Origin of the sequence: Ruegeria lacuscaerulensis (genome assembly GCF_013033355.1) — a bacterium.
In the GTDB taxonomy this organism is placed as follows: domain Bacteria; phylum Pseudomonadota; class Alphaproteobacteria; order Rhodobacterales; family Rhodobacteraceae; genus Ruegeria; species Ruegeria lacuscaerulensis_A.
This window is the reverse complement of sequence record NZ_WQDY01000004.1, coordinates 138,815-153,940: the sequence shown is the minus strand read 5'-3', so window position 1 is coordinate 153,940 and position 15,126 is coordinate 138,815. Positions and strand designations below refer to the sequence as shown.

At 59.4% G+C, this 15,126-nt stretch carries 15 protein-coding genes; 9 read left to right on the top strand and 6 right to left on the bottom strand.

Features of this window, described 5'->3' with window-relative positions:
* Positions 1-152: 152 nt before the first annotated feature.
* A complete protein-coding gene (locus tag GOW48_RS09445) occupies positions 153-362 on the bottom strand; it encodes a DUF1127 domain-containing protein (protein WP_170753211.1) in 210 nt (69 codons plus the stop codon).
* A 127-nt stretch (positions 363-489) separates the two neighbouring features.
* Here GOW48_RS09445 and GOW48_RS09440 point away from each other — a divergent pair, with 127 nt between their 5' ends.
* A complete protein-coding gene (locus GOW48_RS09440) occupies positions 490-1,371 on the top strand; it encodes a LysR family transcriptional regulator (protein ID WP_170753209.1) in 882 nt (293 codons plus the stop codon).
* A gap of 5 nt (positions 1,372-1,376) precedes the next feature.
* Here GOW48_RS09440 and GOW48_RS09435 read toward each other — a convergent pair whose 3' ends face one another.
* Positions 1,377-2,333 (bottom strand): NADPH:quinone oxidoreductase family protein, encoded by a 957-nt coding sequence (locus GOW48_RS09435; RefSeq protein WP_170753207.1) that lies wholly within the window; start codon positions 2,331-2,333, stop codon positions 1,377-1,379.
* Between the two features lie 332 nt (positions 2,334-2,665).
* Between GOW48_RS09435 and GOW48_RS09430 the strand changes: the two genes are divergently transcribed.
* The 3 genes from GOW48_RS09430 to GOW48_RS09420 all read left to right on the top strand — a co-directional run bounded on the left by GOW48_RS09430 (position 2,666) and on the right by GOW48_RS09420 (position 5,323).
* Positions 2,666-3,037 (top strand): helix-turn-helix domain-containing protein, encoded by a 372-nt coding sequence (locus tag GOW48_RS09430; protein ID WP_170352458.1) that lies wholly within the window; start codon positions 2,666-2,668, stop codon positions 3,035-3,037.
* A gap of 44 nt (positions 3,038-3,081) precedes the next feature.
* Positions 3,082-3,873, top strand: coding sequence for a histidinol-phosphatase (gene hisN / locus GOW48_RS09425; protein WP_170753205.1), 792 nt, complete (start codon positions 3,082-3,084; stop codon positions 3,871-3,873).
* 115 nt (positions 3,874-3,988) lie between these two features.
* Positions 3,989-5,323 (top strand): 8-oxoguanine deaminase, encoded by a 1,335-nt coding sequence (locus GOW48_RS09420; RefSeq protein ID WP_170753203.1) that lies wholly within the window; start codon positions 3,989-3,991, stop codon positions 5,321-5,323.
* 61 nt (positions 5,324-5,384) lie between these two features.
* Here GOW48_RS09420 and guaD read toward each other — a convergent pair whose 3' ends face one another.
* Entirely contained in the window at positions 5,385-6,674 is a 1,290-nt protein-coding gene (gene guaD, locus GOW48_RS09415; RefSeq protein ID WP_170352461.1) for a guanine deaminase, read from the bottom strand.
* A 138-nt stretch (positions 6,675-6,812) separates the two neighbouring features.
* Here guaD and mgtE point away from each other — a divergent pair, with 138 nt between their 5' ends.
* Entirely contained in the window at positions 6,813-8,207 is a 1,395-nt protein-coding gene (mgtE, locus tag GOW48_RS09410; RefSeq protein ID WP_170753201.1) for a magnesium transporter, read from the top strand.
* Positions 8,204-8,761, top strand: coding sequence for a 5-formyltetrahydrofolate cyclo-ligase (locus tag GOW48_RS09405; protein WP_170753200.1), 558 nt, complete (start codon positions 8,204-8,206; stop codon positions 8,759-8,761). The genes mgtE and GOW48_RS09405 overlap by 4 nt, the downstream gene beginning before the upstream one ends.
* Before the next feature lies 1 nt (position 8,762).
* On the opposite strand, the gene GOW48_RS09400 is transcribed toward GOW48_RS09405, so the two are convergent.
* Complete coding sequence (locus GOW48_RS09400) at positions 8,763-8,990, bottom strand: putative hemolysin (RefSeq protein WP_170352464.1); 228 nt, start codon at positions 8,988-8,990, stop codon at positions 8,763-8,765.
* A gap of 89 nt (positions 8,991-9,079) precedes the next feature.
* Here GOW48_RS09400 and GOW48_RS09395 point away from each other — a divergent pair, with 89 nt between their 5' ends.
* The 3 genes from GOW48_RS09395 to GOW48_RS09385 all read left to right on the top strand — a co-directional run bounded on the left by GOW48_RS09395 (position 9,080) and on the right by GOW48_RS09385 (position 12,581).
* Positions 9,080-9,895, top strand: a complete 816-nt coding sequence (locus tag GOW48_RS09395) for a TIGR00282 family metallophosphoesterase (RefSeq protein WP_170352465.1) — start codon at positions 9,080-9,082, stop codon at positions 9,893-9,895.
* Between the two features lie 64 nt (positions 9,896-9,959).
* A complete protein-coding gene (locus tag GOW48_RS09390; protein ID WP_170753198.1) occupies positions 9,960-11,738 on the top strand; it encodes an SLC13 family permease in 1,779 nt (592 codons plus the stop codon).
* 96 nt (positions 11,739-11,834) lie between these two features.
* A complete protein-coding gene (locus GOW48_RS09385) occupies positions 11,835-12,581 on the top strand; it encodes a YbaY family lipoprotein (RefSeq protein WP_170753196.1) in 747 nt (248 codons plus the stop codon).
* Here GOW48_RS09385 and GOW48_RS09380 read toward each other — a convergent pair whose 3' ends face one another.
* Positions 12,582-14,243, bottom strand: coding sequence for an FAD-binding dehydrogenase (locus GOW48_RS09380; RefSeq protein ID WP_170753194.1), 1,662 nt, complete (start codon positions 14,241-14,243; stop codon positions 12,582-12,584).
* The gene (locus GOW48_RS09375) at positions 14,240-15,106 is read right to left on the bottom strand and encodes a bile acid:sodium symporter family protein (RefSeq protein ID WP_170753192.1); all 867 of its coding nucleotides are present in this window, start codon (positions 15,104-15,106) and stop codon (positions 14,240-14,242) included. The genes GOW48_RS09380 and GOW48_RS09375 overlap by 4 nt, the downstream gene beginning before the upstream one ends.
* Between the last annotated feature and the right edge of the window lie 20 nt (positions 15,107-15,126).

Sequence of the window (15,126 nt, the reverse complement as noted above, 5' to 3'; positions counted from 1 at the left end):
CGCGCCCGCAAGAGGGCGGCGTTCCCCGCAAATATCGGCAACTGCGGGCAAGCTTTCAAGGGTTTAGCGCAGGATTCCGGTTAAAACTGACAACAAAAATGGCGACCTGCTGATGCGGATCGCCATTCCAGGAAAAAAGATCAATTTAAAAATCATCTTTGCCAGAATTCCGGCGCATCCCAGATTTTGCGCGAGGCCTCTGCCTCGGCCTGTTCGCGGGTGATTCCGATGTCTTCCAACGCGCGGGCATCCAGCCGAGCCAGGGTGCCGCGCTGGCGATACAAAGACACGGCGTCCAGCAACGTTTTCAAGCCAAACCGGCGGCGCGGTGGACAGGGGTGGTGGAGTGCAACTTGGGTCATAATTTATGTCCTTTCCTCTATTTGCGATGAATATCGCCTGTCTCATCAACTTCCTTGATTTATATGGCGTGGTGTGACACATTTTAAAAATGAATGTTTTTGATCTGATCCATAAGGAATCGTGAAGATGCGAAATCTCGATATTACGACGCTGCGATCCTTCGTGGCTGTAGCCGACCAAGGCGGAGTAACCCGCGCCGCCGGGTTCCTGCATCTGACGCAATCTGCCGTCTCAATGCAGCTGAAGCGTTTGGAAGAGCTTTTGGGTCTGGATCTGCTGGACCGCAGCGGTCGGACCATTGCGCTGACACCCTCGGGCGAACAGCTGTTGGCGTACGCACGGCGAATGGTCGCGTTGAATGATGAGGTGATCTCGAAGCTGACGGACCAAGCCTATGAGGGAGAAGTCGTGCTTGGTGTACCGCATGACATCGTATACCCGGCCATTCCGCGTGTTTTGAAGCAGTTCAATGCAGATTTCCCTCGGGTGCGCATCCAACTGGTGTCGTCTTTCTCATTGCAGCTCAAGGATATGTTCAAGAAAGGCGAATGTGATTTGATCCTGACAACCGAGGGCGGGGCGGCCGATGGTGCTGAGTCGATCGCAGAATTGCCTTTGCGCTGGGTCGGTGCGCCGAATGGGTCTGCTTGGCGTAAGCGTCCATTGCCCTTGGCCGAGGGGCGCCGGTGCCTTTTCCGACCCAAGGTGATCAGCGCCCTTGACGCACAGGACATTCCCTGGGAACTGACCGTCGACGCCGAAGATGATCGTACAATCGAGGCAACGGTCAGTGCCGACTTGGCTGTAAGCGCGATGCTGGAAGGGACCGAGGCCGCACATCTCGAGCTTATCGACTCCGGCGGTGCTTTGCCCGATCTGCCTGTGCAGATGATCAACCTATACGGTGGAGAAGTGGGCCGAGGTGATGTGGTCGAGGCCCTGGCTGCTTTGGTCCGTCAAAATTTCCGCATGTTGGTCGGCACGCCCTTGAAGGCGGTTGCGGGGTAGGGGGTTCAGATAGTGATCACGACCTTTCCGGTCGCGGTCCGATCCCGTAGCATCTGCAAACCCCTGGCTGCTTCGGTCAGCGGAAACGTATGACTGATATGAGGTTTTATGCGCCCTTCGGTGTGCCACTGGAACAGGGTTTGAAAGCTCTGCTGCACGATTTCCGGGCGGAAGTTCAGATACCCACCGATGTAAAAACCTATAACGGTCAGGTTTTTGACCAGCAGATGATTCGCTGGGATTTGCGGGACTTCGCCGCCGGCAAAGCCGATTGGCACTAATCTTCCTTCGGGGTTTGTGGCGCGAAATGCGGCTTTGAACACATCGCCGCCGATTGCATCATAGACGACATCAGCGCCGCCCAATTCCTTGACCCGCATGCGAAGGTCCTCAGAGCTATCAATCAAGTGATCCGCTCCCGCCTTGCGGGCCACCTCCAGCTTTTCAGAGCCACGTGCCTGCGCGATGACGGTAGCCCCCATAAGTTTGCCGATTTCAACCGCAGTTAAGCCAACGCCTCCGGCGGCGCCGGTGACTAAAAGTGTTTCGCCCGGTTGCAACTGCGCTCTGTGATCCAAAGCCATATGCCCTGTTCCGTAGGTAATCTGGATCGCGGCGGCGTCTTCAAAGCTCATGCTGTCTGGCATCGGGATCGCCCGCGCAGCCTCGAATACACCATACTCGGCTAGCCCACCTTGGCCTGAATAGATGGCGATGCGATCGCCCGGATTAAGGTGCGTGACGTCGGGCCCGCAGCTGTCGACAAGCCCAGCGATTTCCATGCCCTGGGTGAATGGGGCCGGAGGCGTGTCCTGATACGTACCCTTTTGCATCAACAGGTCGGCAAAATTCAGGCCACAGGCTTTGATGGCAACGCGAATCTGTCCTGGACCGGGCTCGGGTATGTCCAGATTGCACAGCCGGGGTTCGGCCCCGGTGGTTTCGATTCTAAAAGCCTGCATCAACTCGCTCCGTGTTTGCGGCATAGATTCGGTTTGTCCTGCCGTTGTCAATTCATTACCGGGCGAGACAACCTAAGGCAGCGCAGGAAATACATAATATTGCAATGCGTGTATGCGTTTATGTCTATTGCGATTGCACAACCGTAAACCATTGTTGGGTAATCTCGATTCAACCCGCTTGAAAAAATCACCAAAAGGCGCAATATTGCGCTATGGTGCTGATTTGGGGGCATGTTCCAAATTAGGGAGTGGTTAAGCGCGACTCGCTAGTGATGCGGTGGTGGTGTACGCCGTGCGTCCCTGGGAGTTGTGTGTAGTAGAGGAGAATACCGATGACCCATCACGTCGATGTCCATGTGGGCAAGCGCGTACGGCATCGCCGTTGGCTGATTGGGATGACTCAACAGCAGCTGGCGCAGCAGGTTGGTATCAAGTTTCAGCAAATCCAGAAGTATGAAACAGGGGCTAACCGAATCAGCGCATCCCGCCTGTGGGACATTGCCGAGGCGCTAGATGTTCCGGTCAGCTTTTTCTTTGAAGGTCTGGAAGAGGCCGAAAAAGAAACCGCTGGCAAGAAATCGGTTCCTGCGGATCTGATGGGGGACAAGGAAGCACTGGATCTGGTCCGCTCGTATTATGCGATTCCTGAAAACCAGCGCCGCCGTCTTTTCGAACTGGCTCGGGTTCTCAGCGACGTTGCTTGAATTAGCGGGTTGACTCTGATGCCGGTGATCCTCACGGGTGTCGCATGCAACAGATCTCGCTCAGTGACATAGAAGTAGCACAGGAAATGGCCGACGCCGCGCGCGAGGTCATTCTTCCTTTTTTCCGGAAACCGGATCTGGAAACCTCGAACAAGCTGACTGACGGGTTTGACCCGGTCACTGTCGCGGATCGGGCGGCGGAACAAGCCATGCGGGCGGTTCTGGCGCGTCACCGTCCAGACGATGGCATTTTTGGCGAAGAATATGGGCAGGTCGAGGGTCTCAGCGGTCGAACCTGGGTGTTGGATCCGATCGACGGTACCCGAGGCTTCATCAGTGGTACTCCGACTTGGGGGGTTCTGATTGCCCTCAGCACTCAGGACGGACCCGTCATGGGGGTGATTGATCAGCCTTATATTGGCGAGCGTTTCATAGGGTCGGCGGATACTGCCGAGGTCTCAGGTCCGACTGGTACGCAACCTTTGAAGACGCGCGCGACAGAAACGCTGGATCAAGCCGTTTTGTTTACCACGTTCCCCGAGGTGGGAACTTCGGAAGAACGCGCAGGATTTGAATCCGTAGCGCAGCACGTACGCCTGACACGTTACGGCATGGATTGTTATGCCTACGCGTTGTTGGCAGCGGGGCAGGTTGATCTGGTGATTGAATGCGGCTTGAATGCCTATGATATTCAGGCACCCATCGCAGTGATCGAGGCTGCAGGCGGTATCGTAACTGACTGGCAAGGTGGCCCGGCACATCAGGGTGGACGCGTGCTTGCTGCGGCGAATGCTGACCTGCATGCCAAGGCGCTGGCCATTCTGCACGACGTTTGAAACAGGTTGATGCGGGGGCGATGGTCAGGTAGCGTTCATCCCGCTGGTTCTTGAGCCCGTTTTCCGCCAGCCATCGCACTCCATGCATGAAACGGGCATGTGCAAGGAGGGCGAAGTGACAGAATTCCTTATCAAAAACGCAGATTCAATCCTGACCATGGATGACGCGCGCCGTGAACTGGCGGGTGCGGATATCTTGGTCCGGGGCGGTCAGATTGCTGCGATTGGCCAAGGGCTGACAACGCTGGGGGACGTGCACGATGCAGCCGGATGCGTCGTCACGCCGGGTCTGGTTAACACGCACCACCACCTCTATCAGACCCTTACGCGTGCTGTCCCCGATGGGCAGAATGCATTGCTGTTTGGGTGGTTGCAGACGCTCTACCCGATCTGGTCACGATTTGGGCCGGAAGAGATGTTTGTCTCGGCACAGATCGGGCTGGCCGAGCTTGCTTTGTCGGGCTGCACCCTGAGTTCTGATCACCTGTATCTTTACCCCAACGGCGCAAGATTGGACGATACCATAGCCGCGGCGGCCCAGATTGGCCTGCGTTTTCACCCGACCCGAGGCGCGATGAGCATTGGCGAAAGCGACGGGGGCTTGCCACCGGACGCTTTGGTTGAAAAGGAACAGGCAATCCTAGACGACATGATCCGCGTGGTGGACGCCTTCCATGATCCGTCCGAAGGCGCAATGTGCCGCGTCGGGCTGGCCCCCTGTTCGCCGTTCTCGGTCAGCCGCGACTTGATGCGGGATACAGCTGTTCTGGCGCGGGACAAGGGTGTGATGCTGCACACCCATCTGGCCGAGAATGACGAGGATATCGCCTATTCTCAGGCGCAATTCGGCTGCCGTCCGGGGCAATATGCCGAGGATCTGGGCTGGACGGGTTCGGACGTCTGGCACGCCCATTGCGTTAAGCTGGACGGGGCCGAGATTGACCTGTTCGCCCGCACGCAAACCGGCGTCGCCCATTGCCCCTGTTCGAATTGCCGTCTGGGGTCTGGGATCGCCCCGGTCCGGGCGATGCGGGATCGCGGCGTTCCGGTGGGTCTGGGCGCGGACGGCTCGGCCAGCAATGACAATGGCAGCCTGATCCTTGAAGCCCGGCAAACCATGCTGCTGCAACGGGTCGCAAACGGAGCCGATGCGATGTCTTCCCGCGAGGCACTGGAAATCGCCACGCGCGGCGGTGCGGATGTGCTGAACCGCCCTGATTGTGGCCGGCTAGAGCCCGGAAAACGCGCCGACATTGCCATCTGGGACACGCACGGCATCGAAAGCGCAGGCAGCTGGGACAAGGCCGCGCTGTTGTTGTCCGGTCCGATGAAGGTCAAACACCTGTTCGTCGAAGGCCGCCAAATCGTGCGCGACGGGCAGATCACAACGCTGGACCTGCCGAAAATCATCGAAACCCAAAACCGCCTCGCCCGCGCGTTGGCGGGCTAGGTGCGGATCCGCTCTTCATCTGGCCAAAATATCCCCGCCGGAGGCATGGGCCGCAGGCCCATCAAACTGAAACAGCCCGCCCCCCGACCCAGACCTCTGCTATGGCGCGGTCGTCACCCATCATGATGGTGGGAAAGATCGCCTCCCAAATATCGTCCGCACAAGCTTCGCGCTGGGCGATAGCAGGGGTTGAGGCCAAATCGAGCACAACCAGATCCGCTTCCATACCCGGCTCAACGTTTCCGATCCGGTCGTCTAGCCGCAGCGACCGCGCCGATCCCACGGTGCCCAACCACAACAGCTGCGCCGCGTGCAGGGGCGCGCCGCGCAGCTGGCCGATTTCATAGGCCGAGGCCATCGTGTGCAGCATCGAAAAGCTCGACCCGCCGCCCGTATCCGTGGCCAGCCCTACCCGGTGCCCGTCGCGCATCAACCCGGTCATGTCGAACAGGCCCGAGCCAATGAACGTATTCGAGGTCGGGCAATGGATCAGCGCCGCGTCCACCTCGCGCAGACGATCCCGTTCGCGCGCCTCCAAATGGATGACATGGCCGTAGACGCCATGCGATCCCAGCAGGCCGAATTTCTCGTAGGTATCCAGATAATCCCGCGCCTCGGGGAACAGCTCGCGGACCCATTTGATCTCATCGGTCTGCTCGCTCAGATGGGTCTGCATCAGGCAATGAGGATGCTCGGCCCAAAGCGCGCCCATGGCCTCAAGCTGTTCAGGGGTCGAGGTGGGTGAAAAGCGCGGCGTGATGGCATAGGACAACCGGTCGATGCCGTGCCATTTCTCCAACAGCGCTTGCGACTGGTCATAGGCGGTCTGCGCCGTGTCCCGCAGCCCGTCGGGCGCGTTGCGATCCATACAGGTTTTCCCCGCGACCACCCGCTGATTGCGGGCCTGGGCTGCGGTGAAAAACGCGTCCACACTTTCGGGATGAATGGTGCAGAAACTGCACATGGTCGTTGTGCCGTGTGCCGCCGTCAGGTCCAAATAGCGGTTGGCAATCTCGGCGGCATAGGTCGGGTCGCCGAACTTCATCTCTTCGGGGAAGGTATAGGTGTTCAGCCAGTCGATCAGGCGTTTGCCCCAGCTGGCGATCATCGCTGTCTGCGGGTAATGCACATGCGCATCCACGAACCCCGCCATGATCACGTGCTGTCCGTGATCGACGACCGCCGCCTCAGGGTGATCTGCGCGCAGGCGAGTGGCCTCCCCTACGCCAGCAATGCGGTCGCCGTCGATCAGAACCGCCTCACTGATTTTCACCGCATCAGTGGGGTTGCCGTCAAAGGGCGAGCCCTCAAAGCTCAGCACACGGCCTTTCAGCAGCGTTTTTTGCGCCATTTTTTGTCATCTCCGCCTGTATGGGGTGTGGAAACACCATAGGGCGGCGAAACTTGTCGGTAAATCGCCGCATTGTCATTGTTTTCCGGTAGCTGCTTCTTCTAATTAGAGGCCAATGACCAGAACACGGGGGCAGACATGACCACAGGCTTTGATGAACCCGTAACCGAGACAACCAGCGACGAGGACGTCTATGCGCTGGACCGGCGGACCGTGGCGGCCATTCTCTACGCGGTTGATGTAGATGACCGCGACAAGCTGGTCGAGCTGATGGAGCCGCTGCACGCCGCCGACATCGCCGACCTGCTGGAACAGATCAACCCTTACGACCGTGCCCGCCTGATCCGGCTATATGACAAGGAATTCGACGGTGACATCCTGTCGGAACTGGATGAGGCGATCCGCGAAGAGGTGATCGGCGTCCTGCGCCCGGACGTTCTGGCCGACGCTGTGCGCGACATGGAAAGCGATGATGTTGTCGACCTGCTGGAAGACCTCGAAGAACCGCAGCAGGAAGCCATCCTTGACGTACTGGAGGATTCCGAACGTGTCGCAGCCGAGCAGGCGCTGTCCTACCCCGAGAACTCGGCCGGTCGTCTCATGCAGCGCGAGGTGGTCATGGCCCCCGAGCATTGGTCGGTAGGGCAGGCCATCGACTTCATGCGCGCTAACGATGATCTGCCCGAGCAGTTCTATCACGTGGTGCTGGTCGACCCGCGCCTTAAGCCTGTGGCGCAGGTGACTTTGGGCAAGCTGATGGCGACACGTCGCGATGTTCCCCTGCATGACATCGCCGAAGAAGAGTTTCACACGATCCCCGTAGATCAGGACGAGGAAGACGTGGCTTATGCGTTCAACCAATACCACCTGATCTCGGCCCCGGTGGTGGATGAAGATGGGCGGTTGGTCGGCGTGATCACCATCGACGACGCCATGGTCGTGCTGGATGAAGAACACGAGGAAGATATCCTGCGTCTGGCAGGGGTTAGCGACGAAAGCTCAATCTCGGACAGTGTGGCGGATACCAGCAAGCGGCGGCTGCCGTGGTTGGCGGTGAATCTCTGCACGGCGATCTGTGCCTCGCTGGTGATTTCGCAGTTCGAGGCGGCGATTGATCAGCTGGTGGCGCTGGCGATCCTGATGCCGATCGTGGCCTCGATGGGGGGCAATGCAGGTACGCAGTCGCTGACAGTCGCGGTACGAGCGCTGGCCACGCGCGACCTGACCAACGCCAACGTGATGCGGGTGATCCGACGGGAATTGCTGGTGGGGATGCTGAACGGGCTGTGTTTTGCCGTCGTGCTGGGCACGGTGGGGATGATGTGGTTCGATTCTCCGATGCTGGGTGTCGTGATCGGGTCGGCCTTGGTCGTGAACATGATCATCGCAGGCTTTGCTGGTACGGTAGTACCGGTAGTGCTGGACCGTCTGGGCGTTGACCCTGCGCTGGCGTCGGGGACTTTTGTGACCACCACCACGGATGTCATGGGGTTCTTCATCTTTCTGGGGCTTGCCAGCGTGGTGCTACTGTGACCGATCTGACCGAAATCAAAGCCGCCGCGCGTAAGGCGGCTTTTGCGCGCCGCAAGGCCGCGTTTGACGCGCGGCTTCCCGGTGCGGCCGGACGTTTATCCGAAGTGCTGGCTGGGTACCGGGGCGTACCGATCTCGGGCTATATGCCAATCCGCACCGAGATTGATCCACTGCCCGCTATGGCCGAGGCTTCGGCCTATGGCCCGGTCGGGGTGCCGGTCATTCAAGCCGCCGCGCAGCCGCTGAAGTTTTCCTGCTGGACGCCCGAGGGCGCACTGAAAGACGGCCCGTTCGGCGCCAAAGTGCCCGAGGTCGACGACTATTTCGACCCCGAGATACTGATCGTGCCGCTGGTGGCGTTTGATGCACAAGGCGGGCGTCTGGGCTATGGGGGCGGGTTTTATGACCGCACGCTGGAAGGGCTGCGGGCGCAACGCCCGACGCTGGCCATCGGGTTCGCCTTTGATGCTCAAGAAACGGAAGGGCTGCCGCTGGAACCGACAGATCAACCGCTGGATATGGTGATCACCGAAAGCCGGGTTCTGACGTTTTAAGCTAGCCCATGTTTTCTGCGCGGAAGAACTCCCACGCGTCTTGTTTTGACCCGTCGGGCAGGGTGCAGGTTCCGGTCTGTCCCTCGGCGCCGTCCACGATATCATATGTGCCGCCTTTTTCGACGCAGAACGTAGCCGCAGGATTGGCCAGTCCGACCTCAGGCCCGGGGGTGGGGTCACAGGCAGCCAACGGGGTCAGTAAAGCGGCCGAGAGGATGTAGCGGGTCATGAATGTCTCCTGATGCAATATGTTTCCCTGCGTTATGGCGGCAGTTTAACCACTTGTGCTTGGCCGAGGCCACACTTAGGACGGTTCGTATGAGAATATTGTTTCTGGGTGACGTTATGGGCCGTGCAGGACGCACGGCCATTCAGCAACATTTGCCACGTCTGCGCGATGAATGGCGGCTGGATTTTGTTGTGGTCAATGGTGAGAACGCTTCGAACGGGATGGGGCTAACCGGCGATCACGCCAAGCTGCTGCTGGATGCGGGGGCCGATTGCCTGACGCTGGGCGATCATGCGTTCGACCAGAAAGACATGCTGCAATTCATCGAGAAAGAGCCACGCGTCGTGCGCCCCGTAAACTTCGCCAAGGGGGCGCCGGGGCGGGGGCATCGTTTGTTCAACGCGCCGGGGGGGCGCAAGGTGCTGGTGGTGCAGGTGCTGGGGCAAGTCTTTATGAAGCGGCCCTTTGACGATCCGTTCTCGGGTGTTGAGCCGATCCTGAAGTCCCACCCGCGCGGCGGGCAGGCGAATGCGATCATTGTCGATATGCATTGCGAGGCGACGTCGGAAAAGATGGCGATGGGCCATTATTGCGACAAGCGCGCCAGCCTTGTGGTCGGCACGCACACCCATGTGCCTACAGGTGACGCGCAGATTCTGCCCGGCGGGACGGCCTATCTGACCGATGCGGGGATGTGCGGCGATTACGACTCGGTCATAGGTATGGATAAGGTCGAGCCGATGCGCCGCTTTATCACCGGGATGCCCAAGGCGCGGTTCACCCCCGCCAATGGCGAGGCCACCTTAAGCGGCGTGTTTGTCGAGACCGATGATCGCGACGGGCAGGCAAAATCTGTGCATATGGTGCGTGTTGGCGGGCGATTGCAGCAGGCGGGGCCGCAGTAAGGCTTGCTCTGTCTCGCGCAATGCGTGAAACTGACCGCCGGGCCAGAGGTCGGACACACCAGGAATGCAATTCATCCAACTGACAGAGACGGGCAGCGCGATACTGGCGCTGATGGTTGTCGCGGGCATGTTCATCATGTTCCTGCGCGAGATCTACCCAACTGAAGTGGTGGCTATTGGCGGCGTGGCCGTCATGCTGCTGACCGGTATCTTGCCTTACCAAAGCGCGCTGGCCGTGCTATCCAACCCCGCGCCGTGGACCATTGCGGCAATGTTCATCATCATGGGGGCGCTTGTGCGTACCGGCGCGCTGGATGCGTTTACCTCCACCGCGCAAAAGCAGGCGCAGGTGAACCCGCGCTTTGCTATCGGTCTTCTGATGGCTTTTGTCGTTTTGGCTTCGGCCGTGGTGTCGAATACGCCCGTGGTCGTGGTGATGATCCCGGTCTTTGTGCAGATTGCGCGGACGCTGAACGTGCCGGCCTCAAAGCTGCTGATCCCGCTCAGCTATGCGGCGATTCTGGGCGGTACACTGACCCTGATCGGCACGTCGACCAACCTGTTGGTGGATGGTGTGGCCCGGTCGCAGGGCATGGCCCCGTTTACCATCTTCGAGGTCACGCCATTGGGCATCGCACTAGTGATCTACGGCATGGTCTATCTGCGGTTCATTGCGCCGCGCCTGCTACCGGATCGCGACAGCATGGCTTCACTTCTAAGCGACCGCTCGAAGATGAAGTTCTTTACCGAGGCAGTTATTCCCCCAGAAAGCAACCTGATGGGGCGCGAAGTGACAGGCGTGCAGCTGTTCAAACGTCCCGGCGTGCGTCTGATCGACGTGGTTAGGGGCGATGAATCGCTGCGTCGCAACCTCAAGGGCGTTGAGCTTAAGCTGGGTGACCGCGTGGTTTTGCGCACCGAGATGACCGAGTTGCTGAGCCTTCAGAGCAACAAGGAATTGAAGCGCGTCGATCAGGTTTCGGCGGTCGAAACCAAGACGGTCGAAGTTTTGATCACCCCCGGTTGCCGAATGGTGGGCAGAACTCTGGGCGCGATGCGTCTGCGCCGGCGCTATGGTGTGTATGTGCTGGCTGTGCACCGTCGGAACCAGAATATCGGACGACAGTTGGATGATCTGGTTGTGCGCGTGGGGGATACGCTGCTGTTGGAAGGCTCGCCTGAGGATGTTCAGAAACTGGCCGCAGATATGGATATGGTAGACGTCTCGCAGCCTTCGGCTCGGGCTTTCCGTCGCAGTCACGCGCCTATTGCGATCGGGTCACTTGTTGGCATCGTCGTGCTGGCGGCGCTTGGCGTTGCTCCGATCCTGCTGTTGTCGATCATCGCGGTTGCGGTGGTGTTGCTGACGCGCTGCATCGACGCGGATGAGGCGTTTTCCTTTGTCGAAGGCCGTCTGCTGGCGCTGATTTTCTCGATGCTGGCGATTGGCGCAGCGCTGGATAAATCTGGTGCGGTGTCCCTGATTGTCGAAGCGGTTGCGCCCGGCTTAAGCTCTCTACCGCCCTTCCTGATCATTTGGGCCGTGTACCTGCTGACCTCGGTGTTGACCGAGCTTGTGTCAAATAACGCGGTGGCCGTGGTCGTGACGCCGATTGCTATCGGTCTGGCGCAGGCGGTGGGCATTGATGCGCGCCCGCTCGTGGTGGCGGTTATGGTCGCGGCCTCAGCCTCGTTTGCGACGCCAATCGGGTATCAGACCAACATGATGGTCTACGGCCCCGGCGGGTATCGGTTCACCGATTTTCTGAAGGTTGGTGTGCCGTTGAACCTGACCGTGGGGCTTCTGGCGTCGCTACTGATTCCGCTGATCTGGCCGCTGTAGCGACGGCACGTAATTGCCGAATAAAATGCCGGGGGCTTGTAAACGCTGATCAAGCCACGATCTTTTTATCAAATACGAATGTGAAAGGATTGGAACATGCCTTTTCCGAAGCTCGGCCAGGCCATCGTCGTTGGCGCAGTTGCGCTGACCATTCTGGGAAGTCAAAGCCATGCGGGCACCGTTACCGGGACCGCCACATATCGCGAGCGGATTGCAGTGCTTCCGGACGCGACTCTTTACGTCGAACTGCAGGATATTTCTCTGGCTGATGCGCCTGCAGTGACGCTTGCGTCTCAGCGCTATGCGTTGACCAGTGTCCCTGCCGACTACCAGCTGACCTATGATGACGCGCTGATTCAAGATGGCCGGACATATGCCGTCCGAGGCTCAATCTACCATGGCAACAAACTGCTGTTCACAACAGATACGGTGAACCCTGTGCTGACGCGAGGAGCCGGGGATACGGCAGATCTTTTGTTGGTGAAGGTTCCTTCGCAACCAGCCGCAAGTCTGGATGACACCAACTGGACAGCAATCGGCATTAACGGAGAAGTGGTGGACGCGAAACGCCCGCCTCAGATTACCTTTGCACAGGGCGGCGCGTTCGGCGGTACCGGCGGGTGCAACAGGTTCTCGGGCCAGGCCGAAATCAGTGGTGACAGCCTGAATTTCCCTGACAACATGGCTGCGACCCTGATGGCATGCCCGCCCGAGCTTGAAGAGGTCGAAGATCAATTCCTTGCCGCGCTCCAGACTGTGACCCGCTATGCAATGGCCGGAGACAGCCTTGTGCTGTTGGACGCGGCAGGAGAGCCCGTTCTGAAATTCGTCCGCGCGCAGTAATCAGGCCACAGCGCGCGAGCGTCCCGCATTGCGGCCCGAGAAGATGCAACCGCCCAGAAACGTGCCCTCCAGCGCGTTGTATCCGTGGTATCCACCGCCGCCAAAGCCCGCGACTTCTCCGGCCGCGAACAGGCCGGGGACGACCTGACCATCCGTACCGATCATTTGGCTGTCGAGGTTGGTCTGCAGCCCGCCCAACGTCTTGCGCGTCAGAACGTGCAGTTTGACCGCGATCAGCGGACCGTTGTTCGGATCAAGGAACTTATGCGGCTTGGCGGTGCGGATCAGCCGGTCGCCACGATAGTTGCGCGCGGCCAGAATGGCAGCCATCTGGGCATCTTTGGTGAAGGGGTTATCAACCTGTGAATCCCGTGCTTCGATCTGGGCGCGCAGATGGTCCTCGTCGATTGGGGCCTCCCCCATCTGGTTCATGCCACGCACCAACTCGCTGAGCGTATTGGCGACAATGAAATCCTCGCCATGCTGTTTGAACGCCTCGACCGGGGCAGTGGCTTTTGATCCGGTCAGTATCCGCTGCAACAGCACTTCGCGCCAACCGCCTTCGGTCATGTCGGGGTTCTGTTCGGACCCTGACAGGGCGAATTCCTTCTTTATCACCTTCTGGGTCAGCACGAACCAGCTGTATTCATAGCCGGTTTTCAGGATTTCCTTTAGCGTACCCAGCGTGTCAAACCCCGGTAAACAGGGCAGCTTCATCCGGTTGCCGGTCGCGTCAAACCACATAGAGCTTGGTCCGGGAAGGATGCGGATGCCATGCGATGGCCAGATCGGATCCCAGTTCCGCACGCCTTCGGTGTAGTGCCACATCCTATCTCCATTGATCACGTGACCGCCCGCCTTCTCACTGATGGCAATCATACGGCCATCCACGTGAAAGGGGACACCTGCGATCATATCCTTGGGCGGCTCTCCCAGCCGTTCACGGGGCCAGTTCTTACGTACCATCTCGAAATTGCCGCCAATCCCGCCGGAACTTACGATGATCGAGGGCGCGTAGACCTCGAACTCACCCACTTCGTCGCGGTTGGTCTTGGCCCCGTGCTGGGCGGTGTCATCGGCCAGAACCTCGCCCGAGACACCCTTGGCGCAGCCGTTCTGCATAATGATATGGCTGACCTGATGGCGGAACTTCATCTGGATCAGCCCGTTATCCACATGTTCGCGCACGCGGCGGATAAAATGTTCCAATACGCCCGGCCCGGTGCCCCATGTGATGTGGAACCGCGGGACCGAGTTGCCATGCCCATCCGCATAAGACCCGCCGCGCTCGGCCCAGCCGACCACGGGGAACCAGCGCAGGCCCATATCGTGCAGCCACGGACGCATCTCGCCTGCGGCGAATTCCACATAAGCCTCGGCCCATTTGCGCGGCCACGCGTCCTCATCCCGGTGGAACTGCGCGCTGCCCATCCAATCGCGCAAGGCCAGGTCGTGGCTGTCGCGGATACCCATGCGGCGCTGTTCCGGGGTGTCGATCATGAACAGCCCGCCAAGGCTCCAGAATGCTTGCCCGCCCAGAAAATGCGCCGGTTCCTGATCGACGATGATGACCTTTTTACCCCGGTCGCCCAGCTCGGCAGCGGCAGCCAGCCCCGCCAGACCGGCCCCAACGACGATGGCATCTGCTGTGTTATTGGTCATGCGACGTCCTTTCGGCGGAACCATAGGAGGAAGGGCACGGCCACGACATACATCGTGATCCCGTAAACGGCCGACGGAAGGGCCAGCGGGCTAAATCCGCTTTCGGTGCCAGTGATCAGCGCGGCCAGCGTGATGCCAAGGGTCGAGTTCTGAATGCCGGTTTCGATTGAGACGGTCTTAGCCTCATCCCATGACAAGTTCGCGGCTTTGGCAATCCCCAGACCGATCAGCAGTAGTGCAATGTTCAGGGTGATCAGGCTGCCGCCCATGATCCCGAGATTTTCGGTGAATGTCTGCCAATTGGCGGCCAATGCAGCCAGAACCACGAGCACGAACAAGACCGTTGCCAACTTGGACAAGCCGCTCTCGATCCGGTTTGCAAATCCAGTCGCGAAATGGCGGATGCCAATACCGATTGCGACGGGCAGGGTGGTGATCAGGAACATGGCGATTGCCAGTCCGGTGATCGAGACCTCGGGGGCGTCGGCCCCCATGAAATGCGCGATCGACCACGCAGCCAGAAACGGCACTGTCAGCATCGACAACAGGCTGATCACTGCCGTCAGGCTGACCGACAGGGCCACGTCCCCCTTGGCCAGTTTGGAAAGGATATTGCTAGTCACACCGCCGGGGCAGAAGCTGAGAATCATAAACCCCACCGCAATTTCGGGCGGCAGCGCGAACAGTTTGACTGTGGCAAAGGCCGCTATTGGCAGCAGCACGACCTGACACAGCGCGCCGATAGCAAAGGGGTAGCCGCGTGTCAGGACGCGGCGAAAATCTGCAATCTCAAGTCCTACGCCCAGCGATAGCATGATAATGGCCAGCGACAGGGGCAGGCCGACAGAAATGAGTAGATCCAAGAACAACTCCTCCCAAAGCC

Coding starts and splice junctions, on each gene's coding strand:
- GOW48_RS09435 (WP_170753207.1), bottom strand. CDS start 2,333: ATGCAGGCTTTTAGAATCGAAACCACCGGGGCCGAACCCCGGCTGTGC.
- hisN (WP_170753205.1), top strand. CDS start 3,082: ATGCAACAGATCTCGCTCAGTGACATAGAAGTAGCACAGGAAATGGCC.
- GOW48_RS09385 (WP_170753196.1), top strand. CDS start 11,835: ATGCCTTTTCCGAAGCTCGGCCAGGCCATCGTCGTTGGCGCAGTTGCG.
- mgtE (WP_170753201.1), top strand. CDS start 6,813: ATGACCACAGGCTTTGATGAACCCGTAACCGAGACAACCAGCGACGAG.
- GOW48_RS09445 (WP_170753211.1), bottom strand. CDS start 362: ATGACCCAAGTTGCACTCCACCACCCCTGTCCACCGCGCCGCCGGTTT.
- guaD (WP_170352461.1), bottom strand. CDS start 6,674: ATGGCGCAAAAAACGCTGCTGAAAGGCCGTGTGCTGAGCTTTGAGGGC.
- GOW48_RS09400 (WP_170352464.1), bottom strand. CDS start 8,990: ATGACCCGCTACATCCTCTCGGCCGCTTTACTGACCCCGTTGGCTGCC.
- GOW48_RS09390 (WP_170753198.1), top strand. CDS start 9,960: ATGCAATTCATCCAACTGACAGAGACGGGCAGCGCGATACTGGCGCTG.
- GOW48_RS09430 (WP_170352458.1), top strand. CDS start 2,666: ATGACCCATCACGTCGATGTCCATGTGGGCAAGCGCGTACGGCATCGC.
- GOW48_RS09395 (WP_170352465.1), top strand. CDS start 9,080: ATGAGAATATTGTTTCTGGGTGACGTTATGGGCCGTGCAGGACGCACG.
- GOW48_RS09380 (WP_170753194.1), bottom strand. CDS start 14,243: ATGACCAATAACACAGCAGATGCCATCGTCGTTGGGGCCGGTCTGGCG.
- GOW48_RS09440 (WP_170753209.1), top strand. CDS start 490: ATGCGAAATCTCGATATTACGACGCTGCGATCCTTCGTGGCTGTAGCC.